General features: G+C 58.1%; 24 protein-coding genes. 22 read left to right on the top strand and 2 right to left on the bottom strand.

Annotation, left to right across the window (positions count from 1 at the left end; all coding sequences use genetic code 11):
* The first annotated feature begins 27 nt into the window (after nucleotides 1-27).
* The 8 genes from AC1RJ3_RS04960 (at nucleotide 28) to rpoS (ending at nucleotide 7,158) form a co-directional block, all read left to right on the top strand.
* Nucleotides 28-1,140 (top strand): S-(hydroxymethyl)glutathione dehydrogenase/class III alcohol dehydrogenase, encoded by a 1,113-nt coding sequence (locus AC1RJ3_RS04960; protein ID WP_054595925.1) that lies wholly within the window; start codon nucleotides 28-30, stop codon nucleotides 1,138-1,140.
* A gap of 8 nt (nucleotides 1,141-1,148) precedes the next feature.
* Complete coding sequence (gene fghA, locus AC1RJ3_RS04955) at nucleotides 1,149-1,994, top strand: S-formylglutathione hydrolase (RefSeq protein WP_019692108.1); 846 nt, start codon at nucleotides 1,149-1,151, stop codon at nucleotides 1,992-1,994.
* A gap of 42 nt (nucleotides 1,995-2,036) precedes the next feature.
* Nucleotides 2,037-2,510 carry a 2-C-methyl-D-erythritol 2,4-cyclodiphosphate synthase gene (ispF, locus tag AC1RJ3_RS04950; protein WP_054595926.1) on the top strand — a complete coding sequence of 158 codons (474 nt, stop codon included), beginning with the start codon at nucleotides 2,037-2,039 and terminating at the stop codon, nucleotides 2,508-2,510.
* The gene (gene truD / locus AC1RJ3_RS04945) at nucleotides 2,507-3,565 is read left to right on the top strand and encodes a tRNA pseudouridine(13) synthase TruD (protein ID WP_054595927.1); all 1,059 of its coding nucleotides are present in this window, start codon (nucleotides 2,507-2,509) and stop codon (nucleotides 3,563-3,565) included. Before ispF ends, truD begins: the two co-directional genes overlap by 4 nt.
* Entirely contained in the window at nucleotides 3,553-4,302 is a 750-nt protein-coding gene (gene surE, locus AC1RJ3_RS04940) for a 5'/3'-nucleotidase SurE (protein WP_054595928.1), read from the top strand. The genes truD and surE overlap by 13 nt, the downstream gene beginning before the upstream one ends.
* 41 nt (nucleotides 4,303-4,343) lie before the next feature.
* A complete protein-coding gene (locus AC1RJ3_RS04935; protein ID WP_173859967.1) occupies nucleotides 4,344-4,979 on the top strand; it encodes a protein-L-isoaspartate(D-aspartate) O-methyltransferase in 636 nt (211 codons plus the stop codon).
* A gap of 211 nt (nucleotides 4,980-5,190) precedes the next feature.
* Nucleotides 5,191-6,048, top strand: a complete 858-nt coding sequence (locus AC1RJ3_RS04930) for a peptidoglycan DD-metalloendopeptidase family protein (protein WP_054595930.1) — start codon at nucleotides 5,191-5,193, stop codon at nucleotides 6,046-6,048.
* 105 nt (nucleotides 6,049-6,153) lie between these two features.
* Nucleotides 6,154-7,158, top strand: a complete 1,005-nt coding sequence (gene rpoS / locus AC1RJ3_RS04925; protein ID WP_054595931.1) for an RNA polymerase sigma factor RpoS — start codon at nucleotides 6,154-6,156, stop codon at nucleotides 7,156-7,158.
* A gap of 513 nt (nucleotides 7,159-7,671) precedes the next feature.
* On the opposite strand, the gene fdxA is transcribed toward rpoS, so the two are convergent.
* Nucleotides 7,672-7,995 (bottom strand): ferredoxin FdxA, encoded by a 324-nt coding sequence (gene fdxA / locus AC1RJ3_RS04920; RefSeq protein WP_019692115.1) that lies wholly within the window; start codon nucleotides 7,993-7,995, stop codon nucleotides 7,672-7,674.
* A 142-nt stretch (nucleotides 7,996-8,137) separates the two neighbouring features.
* The gene (mutS, locus tag AC1RJ3_RS04915) at nucleotides 8,138-10,717 is read right to left on the bottom strand and encodes a DNA mismatch repair protein MutS (RefSeq protein ID WP_493077714.1); all 2,580 of its coding nucleotides are present in this window, start codon (nucleotides 10,715-10,717) and stop codon (nucleotides 8,138-8,140) included.
* Nucleotides 10,718-10,917: 200 nt separating this feature from the next.
* On the opposite strand from mutS, the gene AC1RJ3_RS04910 reads away from it, so the two are divergent.
* The 14 genes from AC1RJ3_RS04910 to AC1RJ3_RS04845 all read left to right on the top strand — a co-directional run bounded on the left by AC1RJ3_RS04910 (nucleotide 10,918) and on the right by AC1RJ3_RS04845 (nucleotide 20,303).
* Nucleotides 10,918-11,652, top strand: coding sequence for an XRE family transcriptional regulator (locus AC1RJ3_RS04910; protein ID WP_054598255.1), 735 nt, complete (start codon nucleotides 10,918-10,920; stop codon nucleotides 11,650-11,652).
* Between the two features lie 500 nt (nucleotides 11,653-12,152).
* Nucleotides 12,153-12,500 (top strand): phage holin family protein, encoded by a 348-nt coding sequence (locus AC1RJ3_RS04905; protein WP_493077712.1) that lies wholly within the window; start codon nucleotides 12,153-12,155, stop codon nucleotides 12,498-12,500.
* Nucleotides 12,501-12,658: 158 nt separating this feature from the next.
* Complete coding sequence (locus AC1RJ3_RS04900) at nucleotides 12,659-13,183, top strand: hypothetical protein (RefSeq protein ID WP_103315503.1); 525 nt, start codon at nucleotides 12,659-12,661, stop codon at nucleotides 13,181-13,183.
* 21 nt (nucleotides 13,184-13,204) lie between these two features.
* Entirely contained in the window at nucleotides 13,205-13,816 is a 612-nt protein-coding gene (locus AC1RJ3_RS04895; RefSeq protein ID WP_347929091.1) for a phage baseplate assembly protein V, read from the top strand.
* Between the two features lie 10 nt (nucleotides 13,817-13,826).
* The gene (locus tag AC1RJ3_RS04890) at nucleotides 13,827-14,159 is read left to right on the top strand and encodes a hypothetical protein (RefSeq protein WP_054595937.1); all 333 of its coding nucleotides are present in this window, start codon (nucleotides 13,827-13,829) and stop codon (nucleotides 14,157-14,159) included.
* The gene (locus AC1RJ3_RS04885; RefSeq protein ID WP_493077709.1) at nucleotides 14,156-15,151 is read left to right on the top strand and encodes a baseplate J/gp47 family protein; all 996 of its coding nucleotides are present in this window, start codon (nucleotides 14,156-14,158) and stop codon (nucleotides 15,149-15,151) included. The genes AC1RJ3_RS04890 and AC1RJ3_RS04885 overlap by 4 nt, the downstream gene beginning before the upstream one ends.
* Nucleotides 15,148-15,807 carry a phage tail protein I gene (locus AC1RJ3_RS04880; RefSeq protein WP_493077707.1) on the top strand — a complete coding sequence of 220 codons (660 nt, stop codon included), beginning with the start codon at nucleotides 15,148-15,150 and terminating at the stop codon, nucleotides 15,805-15,807. The genes AC1RJ3_RS04885 and AC1RJ3_RS04880 overlap by 4 nt, the downstream gene beginning before the upstream one ends.
* 58 nt (nucleotides 15,808-15,865) lie before the next feature.
* On the top strand, nucleotides 15,866-16,396 hold the full coding sequence (locus tag AC1RJ3_RS04875) for a hypothetical protein (protein WP_493077706.1): 531 nt from the start codon (nucleotides 15,866-15,868) through the stop codon (nucleotides 16,394-16,396).
* A 178-nt stretch (nucleotides 16,397-16,574) separates the two neighbouring features.
* Nucleotides 16,575-17,357, top strand: a complete 783-nt coding sequence (locus AC1RJ3_RS04870; RefSeq protein ID WP_054598256.1) for a hypothetical protein — start codon at nucleotides 16,575-16,577, stop codon at nucleotides 17,355-17,357.
* 2 nt (nucleotides 17,358-17,359) lie between these two features.
* The gene (locus AC1RJ3_RS04865; RefSeq protein WP_493077705.1) at nucleotides 17,360-17,662 is read left to right on the top strand and encodes a hypothetical protein; all 303 of its coding nucleotides are present in this window, start codon (nucleotides 17,360-17,362) and stop codon (nucleotides 17,660-17,662) included.
* A gap of 89 nt (nucleotides 17,663-17,751) precedes the next feature.
* Nucleotides 17,752-17,958, top strand: coding sequence for a hypothetical protein (locus tag AC1RJ3_RS04860; protein ID WP_347929096.1), 207 nt, complete (start codon nucleotides 17,752-17,754; stop codon nucleotides 17,956-17,958).
* Between the two features lie 2 nt (nucleotides 17,959-17,960).
* On the top strand, nucleotides 17,961-19,127 hold the full coding sequence (locus AC1RJ3_RS04855; protein ID WP_347929097.1) for a phage tail sheath protein: 1,167 nt from the start codon (nucleotides 17,961-17,963) through the stop codon (nucleotides 19,125-19,127).
* Nucleotides 19,127-19,633: a phage major tail tube protein gene (locus AC1RJ3_RS04850; protein WP_347929098.1), complete on the top strand. Its 507-nt coding sequence runs from the start codon at nucleotides 19,127-19,129 to the stop codon at nucleotides 19,631-19,633. Before AC1RJ3_RS04855 ends, AC1RJ3_RS04850 begins: the two co-directional genes overlap by 1 nt.
* Before the next feature lie 91 nt (nucleotides 19,634-19,724).
* Nucleotides 19,725-20,303 (top strand): phage tail assembly protein, encoded by a 579-nt coding sequence (locus AC1RJ3_RS04845; RefSeq protein WP_347929099.1) that lies wholly within the window; start codon nucleotides 19,725-19,727, stop codon nucleotides 20,301-20,303.
* Nucleotides 20,304-20,431: the final 128 nt, after the last annotated feature.

The raw sequence follows: 20,431 nt of genomic DNA, 5'->3' as shown, positions 1-20,431 counted from the left end.
CTCGTTTTTATTCGCTGGAGAGACAGGATGATCAAGTCGCGCGCTGCCGTTGCCTTCGAGGCCAAGAAACCCCTTGAGATCGTTGAAGTCGATGTCGCCATGCCCAAGGCGGGTGAAGTCCTGTTGCGTGTGGTCGCCTCCGGTGTTTGCCATACCGACGCCTACACCCTGTCGGGCGCTGACCCGGAAGGCATCTTCCCGTCGATCCTCGGCCACGAAGGTGGCGCGATTGTCGAAGCTATCGGCGAAGGCGTGACTTCGGTCGCGGTCGGCGATCACGTGATTCCGCTGTACACCCCGGAATGCGGCCAGTGCAAATTCTGCAAGTCGGGCAAGACCAACCTCTGCCAGGCCATTCGTGCGACTCAGGGCAAAGGCCTGATGCCGGACGGCACTACGCGTTTCTCCTACAAAGGCCAGCCGATTTTCCACTACATGGGTACTTCGACCTTTTCCGAATACACCGTGTTGCCGGAAATCTCCGTCGCGAAGATTCCTAAAGAAGCACCACTGGAAAAAGTCTGCCTGCTGGGCTGCGGCGTCACCACCGGTATCGGCGCGGTCATCAACACTGCCAAGGTCAAGCCGGGCGACACCGTGGCCATCTTCGGCCTGGGCGGCATTGGTCTGTCAGCGGTCATCGGTGCGGTCAAGGCCAAGGCTGGGCGAATCATTGCCATCGACATCAACCCGGCCAAGTTCGAAATCGCCAAGCAGTTGGGCGCTACCGACTGTGTGAACCCGAAAGATTTCGACCGTCCGATTCAGGACGTGATCGTCGACATGACTGACGGCGGCGTCGACTTCTCCTTCGAGTGCATCGGCAATGTACAACTGATGCGTGCGGCACTGGAGTGCTGCCATAAAGGTTGGGGTGAGTCGGTGATCATCGGCGTTGCCGGTGCTGGCCAGGAGATCTCCACTCGTCCGTTCCAACTGGTGACCGGTCGCGTCTGGCGCGGTTCGGCATTTGGCGGCGTGCGCGGTCGCACCGAGTTGCCAAGCTACGTGGAAATGGCCCAGAGCGGCGAAATCCCATTGGACACGTTCATCACCCACACCATGGGCCTGGAAGACATCAACAAGGCATTCGACTTGATGCATGAAGGCAAAAGCATCCGCTCTGTCATCCATTTCTGAGGTCGGTCATGAGTCTGGAAAATCTCTCATGCCAGAAGAGTTTCGGTGGCTGGCATAAACGCTACAAGCATCATTCCGAAGTGCTGGGCTGCGACATGGTGTTTGCCGTGTACTTGCCGCCGCAAGCGGAGCAGGGCGGTAAGCTGCCGGTGTTGTACTGGTTGTCGGGATTGACCTGCACCGACGAAAACTTCATGCACAAGGCCGGCGCGATGCGCATGGCGGCCGAGCTGGGGTTGATCATCGTCGCGCCGGACACTAGTCCGCGAGGTGCCGATGTTCCGGGCGACCCGGATGGCGCATGGGATTTCGGCCTCGGTGCCGGGTTCTATCTGAACGCCACGCAGGAACCCTGGGCCAAGCACTATCGGATGCACGACTATGTGGTGCAGGAATTGCCTGCGTTGGTCGAAGCGCATTTTCCGGCCTCGGACAAACGTGGCGTCAGCGGCCACTCCATGGGCGGGCACGGCGCACTGGTCTGTGCCTTGCGCAACCCTGGGCGGTATCAGTCGGTGTCGGCCTTCGCGCCTATCAACAATCCAATGGATTGCCCTTGGGGTCAGAAGGCGTTTTCGCGCTACTTGGGCGAAGAGCGTTCGAAGTGGCGCGAATGGGATGCCTGCGTGCTGATCAGCGAGGCCAGCGAAAAACTCCCGCTGCTGGTGGATCAGGGTGATCGGGATGACTTCCTCGCCACTCAGCTCAAACCCGAAGCACTGCAGCAGGCGGCGAAACTGGCCGGCCATCCGCTGACCTTGCGTCTGCAACCGGGCTACGACCACAGCTATTTCTTTATCGCCAGCTTTATTGATGAACACTTGCGACATCACGCACACGCTCTAGGCGCCTAAAGCAGGTAGAATCACGCCCTGACTAAATCGGGGCGTTTTTTTATGCGTATTGGCCACGGCTATGATGTGCACCGTTTCGCTGAAGGCGATTTCATCACTCTGGGCGGCGTGCGAATTGCACACGGTTTCGGGCTGCTTGCCCATTCCGACGGCGACGTCTTGCTGCATTCATTGAGCGATGCCTTGCTCGGCGCAGCGGCGCTGGGCGATATCGGTAAACACTTTCCAGACACCGACCCGCAATTCAAAGGTGCTGACAGCCGCGTACTGTTGCGTCACGTTGTCGCGCTGATCCACGCCAAGGGCTGGAAGGTCGGTAATGTCGATAACACCATCGTTGCCCAGGCGCCGAAAATGGCCCCGCATATCGAATCGATGCGTGCGCTGATCGCCGCGGATCTTCAAGTTGAGTTGGATCAAGTGAACGTGAAAGCTACCACCACCGAAAAGCTCGGCTTTGTCGGTCGCGAAGAAGGCATCGCCGTGCACTCCGTTGCCTTGTTGCTGCGCGCATGAATGAACTGCAATTGCTCGGCCCGCGCGCTTACGGTGAAGCCCTCGGCACTGCCGTATTGAAAGCCATCGCGGAAGATTTTCAGGTCGATGAAGTCCTCGATATCCCGCTGACCGGCGAAGGCGAACACCTGTGGATCTGGGTGGAAAAACGCGGCTTGAACACTGAAGAGGCGGCCCGGCGGATTGCCAAGGCTGCCGGCGTGCCGTTGCGCACCGTCAGTTATGCCGGCTTGAAAGATCGCCAGGCACTGACCCGCCAGTGGTTCAGCGTGCAATTGCCGGGCAAGGCCGATCCTGACTTGTCCGCGGCAGAAAACGACACACTGAAAATCCTCAAGACCGCACGCCATAAACGCAAGCTGCAGCGCGGTGCGCATTCGGCCAATGGCTTTACCTTGCGCTTGACCCAGTTTGCTGGCGACAAGGACGCGATTGACGCGCGTCTGCAATTGATCGCCAAACAAGGCATTCCCAACTACTTCGGCGCGCAGCGTTTCGGCCACAATGGCGGCAACGTGGTGGATGCCCGTGACTGGGCGGCACGTAAAGCCTTGCCGGAGCAGCGCAACGTGCGTTCACGCCTGCTCTCTACCGCACGCAGCTTTCTGTTCAATCAGGTATTGGCGGCGCGAGTTGCCGACGGCAGCTGGCAGCGCGCCCAGGTCGGTGACCTGCTGGCGTTCACCGACAGCCGCAGCTTCTTCCCGGCAGGTGAGGCCGAATGCAGCGATCCGCGCCTGGCAATCCTCGACCTGCACCCGACCGGGCCGCTGTGGGGCGAGGGCGAGTCCCCCGCGACTGGTGCGACTCATGAACTGGAGCAGCGGGTCGCGGCAGGTGAAGCGGATCTGCGCGATTGGTTGATAAACGCTGGAATGAGCCATGAACGTCGCATCCTGCGGCTGCCCATTGGCGGGTTGACGTGGCATTATCCCTCGCTGGACATTCTGCAACTGGAATTCGTCCTTCCGGCCGGATGCTTCGCCACCGTATTGGTGCGTGAACTCGTCGATCTGGTGCCGGTGGGGCAGACGGACAGCTCATGCGTATTCTGATTTCTAACGACGATGGGGTAACAGCGCCCGGTCTTGCCGCGCTTCATGCTGCGCTGGCGGATTACACCGAGTGCGTGGTTATTGCCCCTGACCAGGACAAAAGCGGCGCCAGCAGTTCGCTGACGCTTGACCGTCCGTTGCACCCGCAAACCCTGGCCAATGGCTTTATCAGCCTTAATGGCACGCCGACCGACTGCGTGCACCTGGGCCTCAACGGTTTGCTGGAGCGCGAGCCGGATATGGTGGTTTCCGGGATCAACATGGGAGCCAACCTGGGCGACGATGTGCTGTATTCCGGCACGGTTGCGGCGGCGCTCGAAGGGCGTTTCCTCACGCTGCCGTCGTTTGCCTTTTCGCTGGTATCGCGGCAAGTGGAAAACCTGCCGACGGCGGCCTACTTTGCGCGCAAGCTGGTGGAGGCTTATGCCGACCTTGATTTGCCACCGCGCACGGTGCTGAACGTGAACATTCCGAATCTGCCTCTGGAACATATTCGAGGTATCCAGCTGACTCGCCTGGGTCACCGTGCCCGCGCTGCCGCGCCGATTCAAGTGGTCGATCCGCGTGGCAAATCCGGCTATTGGATTGCCGCGGCCGGCGATGTGGAAGATGGCGGGCCTGGTACGGATTTCCATGCGGTAATGCAGGGTTATGTCTCGATCACCCCGCTGCAACTCGATCGTACCTTCAATGATGCCTTCAAAAGTCTTGATGGCTGGCTGGAGGGGCTGCGCTGATGGCTCGTGAGCAAGACGATATCCTGCGTCGTGGTATCGGGATGACCTCCCAGCGCACGCGCGAACGGCTGATCCAGCGCTTATATGAGGAAGGCCTGTCCAACGCCCAGGTGTTGGAGGTCATTCGGCGGACACCGCGTCATCTGTTTGTCGATGAAGCCCTGGCGCACCGTGCCTACGAAGACACGGCATTACCGATTGGCCATAACCAGACCATTTCTCAGCCTTATATGGTGGCTCGCATGAGCGAGCTGCTGCTGGAGGCCGGTCCTCTGGATAAAGTGCTGGAGATCGGCACCGGGTCCGGTTACCAGACAGCGGTGTTGTCGCAATTGGTCGAGCGGGTGTTTTCCGTCGAGCGCATCAAGGTCCTGCAGGATCGTGCCAAGGAGCGCCTGGTCGAGTTGAACACGCGCAACGTGGTATTTCGGTGGGGCGACGGTTGGGAAGGCTGGCCAGCGCTGGCACCGTACAACGGCATTATCGTCACTGCGGTGGCGACCGATGTACCTCAGGCGTTGCTCGATCAATTAGCGCCGGGTGGGCGGCTGGTGATTCCGGTTGGTTCAGGGGAGGTTCAGCAATTGATGTTGATCATCCGTGAAGAACAAGGCTTTTCCAGGCGTGTTTTGGGGGGGGTGCGCTTTGTACCGTTGCTCCATGGGCCACTGGCTTAAGCATTTATTTAACGACGCTGAATTCTATTTGATTACCTTGGTCTTACAGCGGCATTGATCGGTTAAACGCGATTGAACAGCGATAAGCAAACGTGCGCGCGTGTCGATTTTGTTTTGCCGACGGTAAAGCCCGGACGGCCAGTTATACTTGCGACATTTCATGCCTGAATACGGCGATTTTTATTTTCAACCACCACAAAGGGAGCGGCGGGTGAGTCTCACAGTCATTGCGCAGCGTATCGGTACAACAAGCTTTCAGCGCCTGGTGACTGGCCTTGTCTTGAGTTCCTTGTTGGTCGGTTGCTCCAGCACGCGTTCAGGCGATGTGCGAGTGGTCGATCGTAATAATGCGGCGGCCCAACGCCCCGCAGTAACCACCGGCCAATACGTGGTCCGTCGCGGCGATACCCTGTTCTCGATCGCGTTTCGCTACGGCTGGGACTACAAGGCCCTGGCGGCACGCAACAACATTCCTACGCCTTACACAATCCATCCAGGTCAGACGATTCGCTTCGACGGACGTTCCGGTTCAACGCCGACAGAGGTGGTGACCCCGTCCGGAACAACCGCTTCTCCTTCGAGCAAATTTACCGTAACCCGGGGTCCAGCCTCGGGTGCGACCACCGCGAAACAGACGGCTGCGCCGTCCGTCGCAAACAAGCCGACACCTGCGCCATTGCCGCCTGCAGGGCCCGCGCCGACAGGCTGGGGATGGCCATCCAACGGCATTTTGATTGGAAAATTCTCTTCAAACGGTAGTTTGAATAAAGGAATTGATATCGCCGGGGATTTGGGACAGCCTGTTTTAGCTGCGTCTGATGGGACCGTGGTTTATGCCGGGAGTGGCTTGCGGGGCTACGGCGAATTGGTCATCATCAAACACAGCGATACCTACGTCAGTGCCTACGGTCACAACCGCAGGCTGTTGGTTCGGGAGGGGCAGCAGGTCAAAGTCGGACAGACAATTGCCGAAATGGGGTCCACGGGTACAGACCGGGTGAAACTGCATTTTGAGATTCGCCGACAAGGTAAACCTGTAGATCCGCTGCAATTCCTGCCACGTCGTTGATTTGTTACCAGCCTGTTCCGTCACGTAGAGGGAACAGGCTCCAGCGTTGCCAAGGATAAAGGCGTCGCTTGAGCTTGAGGTCGAACTCACCAAAGGACTATAACAATGGCTCTCAGTAAAGAAGTGCCGGAGTTTGACATCGACGATGAGGTTCTCCTGATGGAGACCGACGTCGCATCGGATGAGATGTCGAATGAAGGATCAGCTACGCCTTCAGTTCGCTCCAAATCCAGGCACTCCGCAACACTCAAGCAGCATAAGTACATCGACTACACCCGAGCGCTCGATGCTACCCAGTTGTACCTCAACGAAATCGGCTTTTCCCCCTTGTTGTCACCGGAAGAAGAAGTTCATTTTGCGCGACTGTCGCAAAGTGGCGATCCGGCTGGGCGCAAACGCATGATTGAAAGCAACCTGCGACTGGTGGTGAAAATCGCCCGACGCTATGTCAATCGTGGACTGTCGCTGCTCGACCTGATCGAGGAGGGCAACCTCGGCCTGATCCGGGCAGTGGAAAAGTTCGACCCAGAGCGCGGCTTCCGTTTTTCGACCTACGCGACCTGGTGGATACGCCAGACCATCGAGCGTGCAATCATGAATCAGACCCGGACCATCCGGCTGCCGATTCATGTGGTGAAAGAGCTCAACGTCTACCTTCGTGCGGCACGGGAGCTGACGCAAAAGCTCGATCATGAACCCTCACCCGAAGAAATCGCCAACCTGCTGGAAAAACCGGTAGGAGAGGTCAAGCGCATGCTGGGCCTGAACGAGCGGGTTTCTTCGGTCGACGTCTCGCTGGGTCCGGATTCGGATAAAACCCTGCTGGACACCCTTACGGATGACCGCCCTACCGATCCTTGTGAGCTGCTTCAGGATGATGACCTGTCGCAGAGCATCGATCAGTGGCTCTCGGAGCTGACGGACAAACAGCGCGAAGTGGTGATCCGCCGCTTCGGCCTGCGCGGCCACGAGAGCAGTACGCTGGAAGACGTAGGCCTGGAGATTGGCCTGACCCGTGAGCGGGTCAGACAGATTCAGGTTGAAGGTCTGAAACGTCTGCGTGAAATCCTTGAGAAGAATGGCCTGTCGAGTGAGTCGCTGTTCCAGTAGCAGGAGCGCGTTCACCTGATAACAATAAGCCCCGTCTGTTTCGGGGCTTTTTGTTATTCGCCGATTGGTAGGCTGTTTAAGCTTCGTAAGAGCTATTCGGACGCTTTCGCAGGTTAACGTAAGCCATGGCTTACTCTTTCGTAAGTGTTCGGTTTTTCTACCGGGTAGTGGTCGTCTATCTTTGTTGGCTTAATTATGTAAATTATTGATTTATAACAATATTTTTCATAGATAAACATGTCGTTTCATTCGGGCTTACCCGTGGCAGGTGATTGCTCTTACCGGGGAACTCTTTAATATCAGCCCTGTGTCGACGGATAGACACAGCCATCAAGGATGATGGTCAAGGAACATCGCAAGGACGTGATTCATCAGGACGATGAAAAGGAACACAAGGAATAGGGAAAAAATGTGGGCGGGTCATACCGCCCCTTTTTTTGCCCGCAGAAAAGGATCGCACCCCCTGAAACGCAAAAAGGCCCGCAAGGGGCCTTTTCAAGAGCGCGACAATGATCAGCGAGCGAGGTCTTTGATCTTGCCTTTAACGCCATCAAACTCTGCCGCGTCTGGCAGCGGATCTTTCTTCTCAGTGATGTTGGGCCAGATCTCGGCCAGTTCAACGTTCAGCTGAATGAATTCTTGCATCTCACTCGGGACTTCGTCTTCAGAGAAGATGGCCACAGCAGGGCATTCCGGCTCGCACAGGGCGCAGTCGATGCACTCATCCGGGTGAATCACCAGGAAGTTCGGGCCTTCGTAAAAGCAGTCCACCGGACACACTTCTACGCAGTCGGTGTACTTGCACTTGATGCAGTTGTCGGTGACGACGAAGGTCATTCTAATTCTCTCCTCAGGCGGCGGCGTGCTGCGCCCCTTCACGGTGGGGTCGCCAGGTTTGGGAGCGATAGTCTGCAGACCAGGCTATTTGCCTGCAGCATCCCAAACCGCGCGAGATTCTAACAGCTTGCAGGCCAGTGCGTTAGATCCGTGTCTTTAATGTATAGAGCATTTCGAGCGCCCTACGGGGGGTTATGTCATCCAGATTAAGCTTGGCAAGTTCATCGAGCACTGGATGCGGCAGGCTGGCGAACATATCGCTCTGCTGCGGTGCGGCCGGTTTGCCTTTGCTTGGCTGCGCCGTTTCGTGAGGCAGTGCCGTGGCTTCCAGTCGCCCCAGATGCTCGCGAGCCCGCACAATCACCTCGGTGGGAACGCCGGCCAGCTGTGCAACCGCCAATCCGTAGCTCTGGCTGGCAGGGCCAGGCAGTACGTGATGGAGGAATACGATGCGCTCGTTGTGCTCGGTGGCATTGAGGTGGACGTTGGCCACCAGCGGCTGGCTTTCCGGCAGTACCGTCAGCTCGAAGTAATGGGTGGCGAACAACGTATAAGCGCGCAGCTGAGCCAGACGCTCGGCCGCAGCCCAAGCCAGCGACAGACCGTCGAAGGTGCTGGTGCCGCGACCGACTTCGTCCATCAGCACCAGGCTGCGTTCGGTAGCGTTGTGCAGGATGTTCGCGGTTTCGCTCATCTCGACCATGAAGGTCGAACGGCCACCGGCCAGGTCATCACTGGAGCCGATCCGGGTGAAAATCCGGTCCACCAGCGACAATTCGCAGCTGGCGGCAGGCACGAAGCTACCGATATGCGCCAGCAGCACGATCAGCGCGGTTTGCCGCATGTAAGTGGATTTACCGCCCATGTTCGGGCCGGTAATCACCAGCATCCGCGTGCTGTCGTCCAGGCTCAGGTCGTTGGCCACGAACGGCGTGGTCAATACTTGTTCAACCACCGGGTGACGGCCCTGGCTGATGCGCATGCACGGCTCGCTGACGAACCGTGGGCAGTTCAGGTCAAGGTTCAGCGCACGCTCGGCCAGGTTGCTCAAGACATCCAGCTCGGCCAGCGCCGCGGCAGTGTCCTGCAGCGGTGGCAGTTGGCTGATCAGGTCTTCGAGCAGGGCTTCGTAAAGCATCTTCTCGCGGGCCAGCGCGCGGCTCTTGGCTGACAGGGCCTTGTCTTCGAAGGCTTTGAGTTCTGGCGTGATGAAACGCTCGGCACCCTTGAGGGTCTGGCGGCGGATGTAATCGGCCGGTGCCTGCTCGGCTTGCTTGCTTGGCAGCTCGATGAAGTAACCGTGAATCCGGTTGTAGCCGACTTTCAGGTTGGCCAGGCCGGTGCGAGCCTTCTCGCGGGCTTCGAGGTCGATCAGGAATTGTCCGGCGTTTTCGCTCAGCGATTGCAGCTCGTCGAGTTCGACGTCGTAACCGGTTTTCAACACGCCGCCGTCGCGGATCACCGCCGGCGGGTTGTCGATGATGGCTTTTTCCAGCAGGGCGGCCAGCTCGGGATAGGTGCTGGTAGTCACCGCCAGTTGGTGAAGGTGTGGCGCCTCAAGCTCGGTCATCGCCACTTGCAGTTCTGGCAGGGCACCGAGAGCGTCGCGCAGGCGAGCCAGGTCACGCGGGCGAGCGTTACGCAGGCCGATACGCGCCAGAATTCGCTCGATGTCACCGATCTCTTTCAACTGCGGTTGCAGTTTCTCGAAGCGGTAACCGTCGAGCAGGCAGGTGATCGAGGTCTGGCGTGCCAGCAGCACGCTCAAGTCGCGCAGTGGGCGATTCAGCCAACGGGTCAGCAAGCGGCTGCCCATGGCAGTCTGGCAACGGTCGACCACCGATTGCAGGGTGTTCTCGCGGCCACCCGCCAGGTTGGTGTCCAGCTCCAGGTTGCGACGGCTCGCACCGTCCAGCACCACGGTATCGTCCAGACGCTCATGACGCAGGCTGCGCAAATGCGGCAGGGCGGTGCGTTGGGTTTCCTTGGCGTAGCTCAACAGGCAACCGGCGGCACCGATCGCCAGGGTCAGGTTCTCGCAGCCGAAACCTTTGAGGTCCTGGGTGGAAAATTGCTGGCAAAGACTTTTCAGCGCCGAATCACGCTCGAAATCCCACGGTGCGCGACGACGAACGCCACGGCGCTTCTCCGCCGGCAAGTCTTTTGGCCAATCGTCCGGAATCATCAGCTCGACCGGATTGACCCGCTCCAGCTCCGCCAGCAGGTTTTCCCAGCCTTTGATCTCCAGCACGCTGAAGTTGCCGCTGGTGATGTCCAGCACGGCCAGACCAAACAGGCGCTCGTCACCCAGCACCGCGGCAATCAGGTTGTCGCGGCGCTCATCCAGCAGCGCTTCATCGCTGACGGTGCCGGGGGTGATGATCCGTACAACCTGACGGTCTACCGGACCTTTGCTGGTCGCCGGGTCGCCGACCTGTTCACAGATCACCACCGACTCACCGAGCTTGACCAGTTTCGCCAGGTAACCTTCCGCCGCGTGGTAAGGAATCCCGCACATCGGAATCGCCTGCCCGGCCGATTGCCCACGGGCAGTCAGGGTGATGTCCAGCAACTTGGCGGCCTTCTTCGCGTCTTCATAGAAGATCTCGTAGAAGTCACCCATGCGGTAGAACATCAACTGGTCAGGGTGCTGGTTCTTCAGACGCCAGTACTGCTGCATCATCGGAGTGTGGGAAGACAGATCGGAGAGTGCTTTATTCATCAGGTAATCAGGCGAATTCGTTGAAAGGGGTGGGGCAAAAGAGGGACATCAGCCCGGCTTTTCCGCGATGGGCGCAAGGTTACCATGGGCAGTCCGACCTACGCAGGGATGAAAGGCCCGATGCACAACTCTGCGATTTATGCACTTGTTATGCAAAACAGCATTTGTCATCTTCGATAAGAACAAGCACTATGCGCGTTATGCAAAAACGCAATGTTTCTACCGTCTTAAGAGCACTGCTCGATCAGCACGGGATCTCCCCCACGGAGCTTCACCGTCGCACCGGCGTGCCTCAATCTACCCTCTCGCGGATTCTCAGCGGGAAGATCGTCGATCCTTCGGATAAACACATCTCGAAGATCGCCGAGTACTTCCGTGTGAGCACTGACCAGTTGCGTGGCCGCGCCGATGTTGCGTCGGCCAATGCGCCTGCACGCGAAGAGTCGCATTCGGAACTCAAGGACATAAGTCTGTGGGATGACGATACCCCCGTCGATGACGACGAGGTCTCGGTCCCCTTTCTTCGCGAGGTTGAATTGGCTGCTGGATCAGGAAGATTCGTCATCGAAGAAAGCGAGCGCTCAAGCTTGCGCTTCGGCAAGCGCAGTTTGCGGCATAACGGTGTGCAGTTCGACCAGGCCAAATGCGTGACCGTGCGCGGCAACAGCATGTTGCCGGTGCTGCGCGACGGCGCCACGGTTGGGGTCAATGCCGGCAAGTCCGGGATTGGCGATATCGTTGATGGTGATTTGTATGCCATCAACCATAACGGCCAGCTGCGGGTGAAGCAGCTCTATCGTCTGCCAACCGGTATTCGTCTGCGCAGCTTCAATCGCGATGAACACCCGGATGAGGACTACACCTTCCAGGAAATCCAGGAAGAGCAGATCGTCATCCTCGGCCATGTCTTCTGGTGGGGCATGTACGCCCGCTAACGCTTAGCTGTCAGACAAAACCCGCTATCAAGCGGGTTTTTTTTCGCCCGACGAAAACCATCCCACCCTTTGTTTACGGGGCTTTCATGCGTCAGTGCATTTCTGATGCGTAAATAAATGCATTTATGCATTGACTGTATATGCATCCATGCATATTCTTTGTCTCAAGCCGCTCAACAACGGCTCGCAACGAAGCTCTTTAGTTCCACAGCAAAGGCAGCGATGAACCGGCCTCAACGGTTCAGAGGGTTGGCAACTGACCCGGGTGTGCAGCGTAAAGCACCGTAAGCAGTTATCCGGCGGACAGGGTCGCGGTCGGAGGAACAATTTGAATGGATCCGTACCGCGCCAGTAGCGCCGAAAGATCGGAAGGACCGTATTACTGAAAAGCCCGGGCGACCGGGCTTTTTGGAATGCCTACCTACCGTCAGGCACATCAAGAGACAGCGTTTGAACAACACACAAACCCATCACCTATTTATCAACGCAGGAGGCGTGACATGACAAACGAGCAGCAAGCGTTGGCGGACATGCCTATCTGGCTGGTCATCGCTCTGGCGGTGGTCGGCGGGGTGTCCGGCGAAATGTGGCGCGCCGACAAGGAGGGCGCTCGCGGCTGGCCACTGTTGCGGCGTCTGGTGCTGCGCTCCGGGGCCTGCATGGTCTGCGGGGTCTCGACCATCATGCTGCTGTATGCCGCTGGCGTGTCGATCTGGACCGCCGGCGCTTTCGGTTGCCTTACCGCGATGGCCGGTGCCGACGTCGCTATCGGACTTTACGAGCGCTGGGCGGCGAAGCGGATTGGTATCGATGAAATGGCGCCGCGTGATTCCAGCCAGGACCGCTAATGGTACTGGCAGCAAAGAGGTCACCGCTGAACAAGTCCAATGGACTGGCTGACGGGGGGCGTAGACAACGACCCCGACCTGCAAGGATGCAGGTCATCGGCGGTAATTTCCCTTAACTCAACAACTGACACTGTGACACTTGAACAGGAAACCGCTTTATGTCTCCAAGCGTTATCAATAAACCCTCGGAGCTGATTCTCGCTATCGGTGAGGCACTTCGGCCGATTTATCCAGGCCTGAAGGTTGGGGGATATCAGGATTTCGATGGGGTTGTCGATGATGCCTGGGTCCTGATCGCGATTCAGCGCGATGCCGCGGGCACCCGCGCCAACGACGGGCGTATCGCTCATGTCCTGACGATCTCGCTGCAAGGCGTGGTCGCCGGGAAGAGCGGGCATTCAGGGTTTGAGGCCTGCAATCTCGCCAGCGCACTGAAGGACATCGTCACGGATAACCGTTGGGGCGTATCGGGAGGGCAATGCGACCTGCCGATGAGCATCGAGGCAGTGCCGTCGACGTTCACCAGCGGTGAGCAGGTGTACGACGCATGGACGGTTTCGTTTTCCCAGACGTTGTACTTCGGTCCGCCGTTGCTCGATGAGCCAACGGGGACGCCAAAGTTCGCGTTCACCTCGCAAGTCTCGAACATCGACGATCCGGATCAATACACAACGCTTGTTTAACAAGCACTCAAGGAGTGGCCCATGTTTGACGCTCTTCTACGTATGCAGCTCGGTCCGATCATTGAGCGTTTGGCTGAGATGGAGACCGAGTTCGAAGACCTGCACCGGCGTGCCGACAGCTTCTGTCGCATCGGCGTGTGTGTAGAGGTCGATGCCGCCAGCAACACCTGCAAGGTCAGCCATGGGGATCTGCTGACGCCGGCGATCAGGTTCTTCAACCCGAGTGCTGGCGAACAGAGTGAATCGCGCATTCCTTCCGAGGGTGAGCAGTGCTTGCTGCTGAACTATGGCGGCGGCGATAGCGCCGGGCAATCGGTCGCCTTGTTCGGCCTCAACAGCAACCGGTTCCCGCCGGTTTCGACCGTGGCCACGCTGACACGTCGTCGACACAAGGACGGCACCGAAAGCAGCTACGACGATGCAAGCCATGTCCTGAGCTGGACCAATGGACAGACGACGTTCAAGGGCTCGCGTGAGTCGGTCGAGTTGACTGTCGGCCCGGCCCGGCTGGCGCTGACCCCTGAGGCCATCGAGCTGAAGCTGGGCGCAGTCGGCGTGCTGCTCGACGCCTCTGGCGTTCACTTCCTCGGCCCTTTGGTGGATCACCAGGGACGAGTCATCAGTACGGCATAAGGGACTTCCCATGATTGGAGTCGATAGAAATACCGGAGCAGCGGTCGACGACTGGCTGCAGTTTGTGCAGCGCGCAACCCGCGCACTGACCACCCCGCTGGGCACTCGTCAAAAGCGTCCGCTGTATGGATCGCTGGTGCCCGATTTGCTGGGGCAGAACGTTGGCGACGACATGTTGATCCTTGCGCAGAGCCACGCAGCACAGGCGTTTTACAACAAGGCAAACGGTATCGATGATTTTCAGCCTGAGGTCATCGTCGCCAGTCGTCGAGGGGCGGGGCTGTTGTTGCGCTTCGCCGGCACCTGGAAAAACCGCAAACAGACATTCGAGGTCGTGACATGAGCATGCTGATACCCGGTCAAAACCAGTTGGCTGAGCCGGCGATTGTCACGGTCGAGGCGTTCGAGGCGCTGCTCGCAGAATTCAAGGCGTTTGTCGTCGACTACGTGGCCGCCCGTTCACCGGAAACTGCCGCCAAACTGCAAGTCAGCCTCGACAACGAAAGCGAGCTGCTGACCCTGGCCCTTGAGGCCTTTTGTGTGCGGCTGCAAACCCACGAACGCAAATACAACGCCCGCATCAAGCAGATGCTCGCGTGGTGGGCGACCGGCAGCAACCTCGACGCCCGCCTCGCGGACATGGGTCTTGAGCGTCAGGTGCTGAACCCGGGAGACCCGACGGCATTCCCGCCGATCCCACCCACTTATGAAAGCGACGACGATGCCCGGCTGCGTTACTACCTGGCGCCGCATGCACCGGCAGCGGGTTCGCGGATGCAGTATCGCCGCGAGGTGTTCACCCTCGGCGAACGGCCCGCAGTGAAGGTCGACACCACGGCCCCGGGTGTGGTGACGGTGACCTACAGCTTTGATCCGGATGGCTACGCGGCGCAGGTCAAGGATGGCAACGGGCGCCGAACAGCGCCTGGCGAGGTGAGGGTTACCGTGCTGTCGCGAGAGGCTGACGGCACGCCGTCTGCGGACCTGCTGGACGGGGTTCGCCGGCACTTTGCCCGCCCTGACGTGAGGCCCGAAACGGATCTCGTCACGGTGCAGGCCGCCGAAATCAAACGCTACAAGATTCGGGTGGTCGCGAAGATCAACGCCGGACCGGATTCGGGTCTGACCAAGGTGGCCGCTGAGCAGCAGTTGCAGGCATATGCCGATGCGTGCCATCGGCTGGAAGGGCGGGTCGATCCGAGCTGGATCGATTACACGATACATACCGCCGGCGCGGTACAGCTGGAGATCCTTGAGCCAGTGGAGCCTATCGTGACCACGGCCTTCCAGGCACCGTACTGCACGGGCGTCGAGGTTGAGGTGCTGACGCTATGAGTGATCAAGCTTCTCGTCCGAGCCTGTTGCCGGCGAACAGCTCGCCGCTGGAAAAAGCGCTTGATCTCGGTTTTGGTCAATTGCTCGATCGTATTGCTCTGCCGTTCCCTGAATTGATGAATCCAGTGAAGACACCGTCGGCGTTCTTGCCGTATCTCGCCGCGGATCGTGGTGTCAGCGAATGGGACGCGGGCGCCAGCGAGTCAGAAAAGCGTTTGACCGTCTCACTGTCCTGGCAGATCCAGCGGCAGGCCGGAACCAATAAAGCGTTGAGTCATGCCGTCGAATCGCTGGGTTTCACACCGAATATCTCTGCCTGGTACGAGCAGCGACCTCTCGGTAACCCCTACACCTTCGACGTGCAGGCGATCATCGGTCGAAGCTGGTCGAGTGGCGATCACAATCGCTTGATACGCCGCGTCAATGCGGCGAAGAGCGAGCGAGACGATGCAACCATCACCGTCGTTCACGAGACGAGCGGCGGCCTGCGTGTTGCTGCGGGTGCTGATCCTGGGCTGAGTATCAGCGACGACAGTCAACCGGGCGCATTGCCTGAAGTGAGGCTGCACGCTTGGCTTGCAATGCACAGCGCCGCACACACGCCGCTTTCCGATGGCGAACTATTCCTTTTTGGGGCGCTGCCTGAATGCGACTGACAGGCGCTGGGGTGTCTCAGCGCTACACCATTAACGATTACGACCTCAGGGCGCAGCTATGACAGAAGACATTACGCGCTTGGTTCGCTTCACTTCCGCCGGTCTGGATGAAGTGTTGCAGGCAAAAAACCAAGGCTTGAAAGGTGAGATTACTCACATCGGTGTGGGCACCGCTCGCTATGACCCGAATGGCTCGGAAACGGCCCTTCGCGATGAGCGGCAACGGGTGGCGATTGTTGACTACGAGGACCTGGGTTCCCGGCAGCTACGGATGGCCGCGCTGTTCAGCGGTCCGGATGAATACGAGATTGGCGAGTTTGGCTTCTATCTCGCCAGCGGCACGTTGCTGGCGGTTTACTCGGTCGCTGGAAAGCTGCTGACGTATAAGGCCAGCGCCGCTCGTGTATTGCAAAAATTCACCCTCGATATTTCGCCATTGCCGGCGGACAGCGTGACCATTGTTGTCGGTAGTGAAAACCTCAATGTGTTGCTGGCTGAGGAGATCTCGATCATGGCTGCGGCCTCGATCGGCAACATGTCCCGCCATGTTGATCTGATGTTGCGGGTTATGAATCTTGAAGCGAAATAGGAGGGTATAAGTGTTCCGCATGTGACGAACTTCGACGGTGCCATTTTTAGCTTTAAGTAGTTTGCGCATCTGCTGATCGCGTTTCAATGCTGGACGCGAATATGAACTATGGCTTTCATTAACTTGTGGCGGCGTTTAACGCTGGTGCTGAAAAGATAAACTTTACCAGGGGTTGATTATGGGAATTGAAACAACTATCACAAAGGTTGTAGATGCATGTGAAAAACTTACCCAGACGGTGACTGATCAGATCGGCAAGATCGATGCACGTATGGACGCGGCATTAGGTCAGTTCACTGCATGGCGTGGCGCTGTACAGGCAAAGGATATTAACGGGCGGGCCTCTTACTCACAGATTATTGATCTGACCGGGTTGTCTACTAATATTTTTTATCCGGTTTGGTGGCGAATGCCTGGCAACGAGCAGGGAATCTCCGAGATTCTGATATCCAGGAACTACAGTCTCGACAGTGAAAAAAATCCGTTCAACAACAATTTTGAAGTCCACGTGGCTGGCTTGAATTTGCAGATGGAGGGGTGTGGGATTCCCTGGAATGGTGATGCAAACTTTCTGGCAGTAAAACGGGTTTCTCAAACGTATCGGGAAACCGTTCGGCGCGTTGAGTTTGGGATGCTTTCGTACGTCCGTCCGGTAACAGGTGTTAAACCGATTTATCTTAATCAGGTTTCCGGTGCGTTGGTGAACTCTCCGCAGGAGTCGGGATGCTATTTGCGTGGCGGACTGTCCTATATCATTACAAAAAGTTTTGAAGCGCCGGTGAAGTACAGTCGTTCTGATGCTGAAGTTGAACTGAGTCAAGCTGTAACTTCTGAATATGAGATTTCGTGGAAGGTAAAACCTTTTGCAGTTACCGCGCCTGAGTTGGGCACAACGTATCCCGAAAACAGAATGGCTTATACGTTTGACAACGATAAACGCTATGCAGCAAAAGGGGTTTAAAGATGACCGGTTTTATCAAAGAGCTATTGCTTGACTCGGGTGAGACGCTGATCAATGTGCCAACTGATCGCCCCACATTGGTAGCGCTTGGATTCAGTGAGGCCCGAGCCGATGAGCTCTGCCTTGAAGCTGAGCGCGTAGCGAAGTCGGTGGCAGTCGGGGTTGCGCGTCGTGCCCTGTACGTAGCTGAGGCTGATCCGTTGTTTCTTGAGTGGCAATACGACGAAACACCTGAAAAGGAAAAAGCGTGGCGCGATAAAGTGGCCGAAATCAAGGCGCTCTATCCGTTACCTGATCGCACCTGAATCCCCAACCGCGTAAGCGGTTTTTTTTTCGCCCGCACAAAGCCCCTGCAATGGGGCTTTTGTGTTGTTGAGTCTGGAGAAATTCGTAAATGTCCAATCGTCAGAAATACACCGTCCTCATCCCATTCCCCACCGGTGGTGGCCATTGGTCGAGTGTCGGCCAACAGCTCGAACTGCTCGACGTTGAGGCCAATGCGTTGCGCAGCGCTGGCCGTCTGGAGCTGACCAGCGTCCTCGAGGCCGAGGCCTCCCCAACCACCCCGGCCAAAAAGGCCACCATCAAGAAGGCTGAATAACCATGGCTGAGGTTTTGAACTTCGAGCACAACGGCATCACCGTCAATGCCACCGAATCCCCCGAGGCCATGGGTGGCCTCGGTGACAACGTCATCGGTCTGGTCGGCACGGCGCCGAATGCCAACCCGCTGATCCCGAAAAATACCCCGTTCCGCATCAACAGCTTCACCACCCACGCGCAGCTCGATCCGACCGGCGCCGAGGCGGGCACGCTGTATCAGGCGGTTTACCAGATCCTGAAAGTGGTCAAGGTGCCGGTGTATGTGGTCATCGTCGAAGAGGGCGCGACCCCGGCCGACACCCTGAACAACGTCATCGGCGGCAACGAAGCGCTGACCGGTCGCAAGTTGGGCCTGGCCGCATTGAGCGGCGTGCCTGAAGACCTGACCATCATCGGTGCTCCGGGCTTTACCGGCACCAAAGCGGTGGCCAGTGAGTTCGCCTCGTTCGGCAAGCGCATCAAGGCCCGTGTGGTACTCGATGGCAAGGACACTTCGGTCGCCGATCAGGTGACCTACAGCAAGGAACTGGGCGGTGCGGATCTGGGTTTCGACCGCTGCCTCGTCGTACACAACATGCCTGCGGTGTACTCCAAGGCGGCGAAGAAAAACGTGTTCCTGGCGCCGTCGAGCCTGGCCATCGCGGCACTCGCCAAGGTCAAGCAATGGGAAAGCCCGGGCAACCAGGTGACCTACGCCGAAGACGTTTCGCGGACCGTGGAATACAACATCCTCGACACTTCGACCGAGGGCGATCTGCTCAACCGCTACGGCATCAGCTACTACGCCCGGACCGTCCTTGGCGGCTTCTCGCTGCTGGGTAACCGCTCGATCACCGGCAAGTTCATCAGCTACGTCGGCCTGGAAGATGCGATCAGCCGCAAGCTGGTCAAGGCCGGCCAGAAAGCCATGGCCAAGAACCTGACCAAGTCGTTCATGGATCAGGAGGTCAAGCGCATCAACGACTGGCTGCAAACCCTGGTCGCCGACGAAACCATCCCTGGCGGCAGCGTGTACCTGCACCCGGAATTGAACAGCGTCGAGAAGTACAAAAACGGCACTTGGTTCATCGTCATCGACTACGGCCGCTACGCGCCGAATGAACACATGGTTTATCAACTCAACGCCCGCGATGAAATCATCGAGCAGTTCCTGGAGGATGTTCTCTAATGTTTACCAACCGCGTAAGACAGGCCATCGCGGCCACCCTGCAAGGCCTGCCGTTGTCGGCGACCGTGGAAGAATTTACCCCGCCGAAGATCGAATTCGAGATGGAAAACATGGTCGGCGGCCGCTTTATCGGCGAGGAAATGGCCAAGAGCGGGAAAGCGCTGACCTCCAAGCTGATTCTGCAAGGCGCCGGCCCGGAAATCATGCTTGCTCTGGGCGTGAAGCTGGGCGACGACATTCTGCTGAACGTGCGTGAAGCCGGCCAGGATCAGGATGGCAACACCTGGTTCACTTACCACACCGTCGGCGGCAAGTTGAAATCTCTTGAGGAAGCCGTTCTCAAAATGAACGAGAAGCCCAAGACCACCCTCGAGCTGTCCTGCCGCACCTACAACCGTCTGGAAAACGGCATCCCGGTGATCGACATCGACGTGCGCACCCAGAAGTTCGTGCTCAACGGCGTCGACATTCTCGGCGACGCACGCCGCGCCGTGCTGTTGCCTTAAGCGACCGCAACACCTTCCTGTATCGCCGTCTTCACCTGCTGGTTTCCGGCTTGCTGCGGACGGCTTTTTTGTATGAGCAAGGAATCATTTCATGTCCTGGATGCCGCCTAAACATGTCCTGTTGTCGCCGATTACCGGTGACGATGAGTTGCAGATCGAGCAGATCCAACTCAAGCCGCTGCACTACGCCGCGCAGAAAGAGGCGCTGGCCCGCGCCGGCGAGGATGAGGACGATCAGTTCTTCGAACTGGCCAAATTGGCCACCGGCCTGTCGGTCAAGGAACTGGATCAGCTCAAACGCCCGGACTACGTAAGCATTGCGCAGTACGTGCACGAAATGTCGACCCGCCCGGCGTCGTACTTTCTACAGCAGGCTGACGAAGTTTCGGACGACGATCCCGATCAGGTGCAACTGCTGCAACCGCTCAATGTGGCAGGCCGTAGCATGACTTCGCTGACCCTGGAAATGCCGGTGCTGCGCGCCACCAAGGCGATGAAAAAACTGAAGACGGCCAAGGAACGCGCCGAGTTCATCACCGCTCACTGTACCGGCCTGATGCTTCCCGACCTGGCCTCGCTGACCGTGCCCGACTGGACCCAGCTGCAGGTGCGCATCGACGATTTTTTAAACAAACCGGCGGACTTCTTTCGGAACGCGACATCGAAGTAATCCTCGATGTGGTGCCGCTCATTTACCCGGTAAGTGAGGCGGAAATTCTGGAGTGGGACGCTGGCAAGGCATTGCGCCGCTACGACATCGCGATCACTCGCCTTGGCGTGAAACAGGAGTAGAGCGGG

It is taken from the genome of Pseudomonas sp. GW822-FHT04C11, assembly GCF_058800905.1.
Note: the sequence above shows the minus strand (reverse complement) of the source record. Positions and strands in the feature narration are given on the sequence as shown.

Excerpts from the sequence above, each read along its gene's own strand:
- ispF (WP_054595926.1), top strand. The coding sequence starts at position 2,037 with ATGCGTATTGGCCACGGCTATGATGTGCACCGTTTCGCTGAAGGCGAT.
- AC1RJ3_RS04880 (WP_493077707.1), top strand. The coding sequence starts at position 15,148 with ATGAGTGATCAAGCTTCTCGTCCGAGCCTGTTGCCGGCGAACAGCTCG.
- AC1RJ3_RS04960 (WP_054595925.1), top strand. The coding sequence starts at position 28 with ATGATCAAGTCGCGCGCTGCCGTTGCCTTCGAGGCCAAGAAACCCCTT.
- truD (WP_054595927.1), top strand. The coding sequence starts at position 2,507 with ATGAATGAACTGCAATTGCTCGGCCCGCGCGCTTACGGTGAAGCCCTC.
- AC1RJ3_RS04865 (WP_493077705.1), top strand. The coding sequence starts at position 17,360 with ATGACCGGTTTTATCAAAGAGCTATTGCTTGACTCGGGTGAGACGCTG.
- AC1RJ3_RS04935 (WP_173859967.1), top strand. The coding sequence starts at position 4,344 with ATGACCTCCCAGCGCACGCGCGAACGGCTGATCCAGCGCTTATATGAG.
- AC1RJ3_RS04845 (WP_347929099.1), top strand. The coding sequence starts at position 19,725 with ATGTCCTGGATGCCGCCTAAACATGTCCTGTTGTCGCCGATTACCGGT.
- AC1RJ3_RS04885 (WP_493077709.1), top strand. The coding sequence starts at position 14,156 with ATGAGCATGCTGATACCCGGTCAAAACCAGTTGGCTGAGCCGGCGATT.
- AC1RJ3_RS04850 (WP_347929098.1), top strand. The coding sequence starts at position 19,127 with ATGTTTACCAACCGCGTAAGACAGGCCATCGCGGCCACCCTGCAAGGC.
- AC1RJ3_RS04860 (WP_347929096.1), top strand. The coding sequence starts at position 17,752 with ATGTCCAATCGTCAGAAATACACCGTCCTCATCCCATTCCCCACCGGT.
- fghA (WP_019692108.1), top strand. The coding sequence starts at position 1,149 with ATGAGTCTGGAAAATCTCTCATGCCAGAAGAGTTTCGGTGGCTGGCAT.
- AC1RJ3_RS04875 (WP_493077706.1), top strand. The coding sequence starts at position 15,866 with ATGACAGAAGACATTACGCGCTTGGTTCGCTTCACTTCCGCCGGTCTG.
- AC1RJ3_RS04855 (WP_347929097.1), top strand. The coding sequence starts at position 17,961 with ATGGCTGAGGTTTTGAACTTCGAGCACAACGGCATCACCGTCAATGCC.
- AC1RJ3_RS04910 (WP_054598255.1), top strand. The coding sequence starts at position 10,918 with ATGCAAAAACGCAATGTTTCTACCGTCTTAAGAGCACTGCTCGATCAG.
- rpoS (WP_054595931.1), top strand. The coding sequence starts at position 6,154 with ATGGCTCTCAGTAAAGAAGTGCCGGAGTTTGACATCGACGATGAGGTT.
- surE (WP_054595928.1), top strand. The coding sequence starts at position 3,553 with ATGCGTATTCTGATTTCTAACGACGATGGGGTAACAGCGCCCGGTCTT.
- fdxA (WP_019692115.1), bottom strand. The coding sequence starts at position 7,995 with ATGACCTTCGTCGTCACCGACAACTGCATCAAGTGCAAGTACACCGAC.
- AC1RJ3_RS04870 (WP_054598256.1), top strand. The coding sequence starts at position 16,575 with ATGGGAATTGAAACAACTATCACAAAGGTTGTAGATGCATGTGAAAAA.
- AC1RJ3_RS04905 (WP_493077712.1), top strand. The coding sequence starts at position 12,153 with ATGACAAACGAGCAGCAAGCGTTGGCGGACATGCCTATCTGGCTGGTC.
- AC1RJ3_RS04900 (WP_103315503.1), top strand. The coding sequence starts at position 12,659 with ATGTCTCCAAGCGTTATCAATAAACCCTCGGAGCTGATTCTCGCTATC.
- AC1RJ3_RS04895 (WP_347929091.1), top strand. The coding sequence starts at position 13,205 with ATGTTTGACGCTCTTCTACGTATGCAGCTCGGTCCGATCATTGAGCGT.
- AC1RJ3_RS04890 (WP_054595937.1), top strand. The coding sequence starts at position 13,827 with ATGATTGGAGTCGATAGAAATACCGGAGCAGCGGTCGACGACTGGCTG.
- mutS (WP_493077714.1), bottom strand. The coding sequence starts at position 10,717 with ATGAATAAAGCACTCTCCGATCTGTCTTCCCACACTCCGATGATGCAG.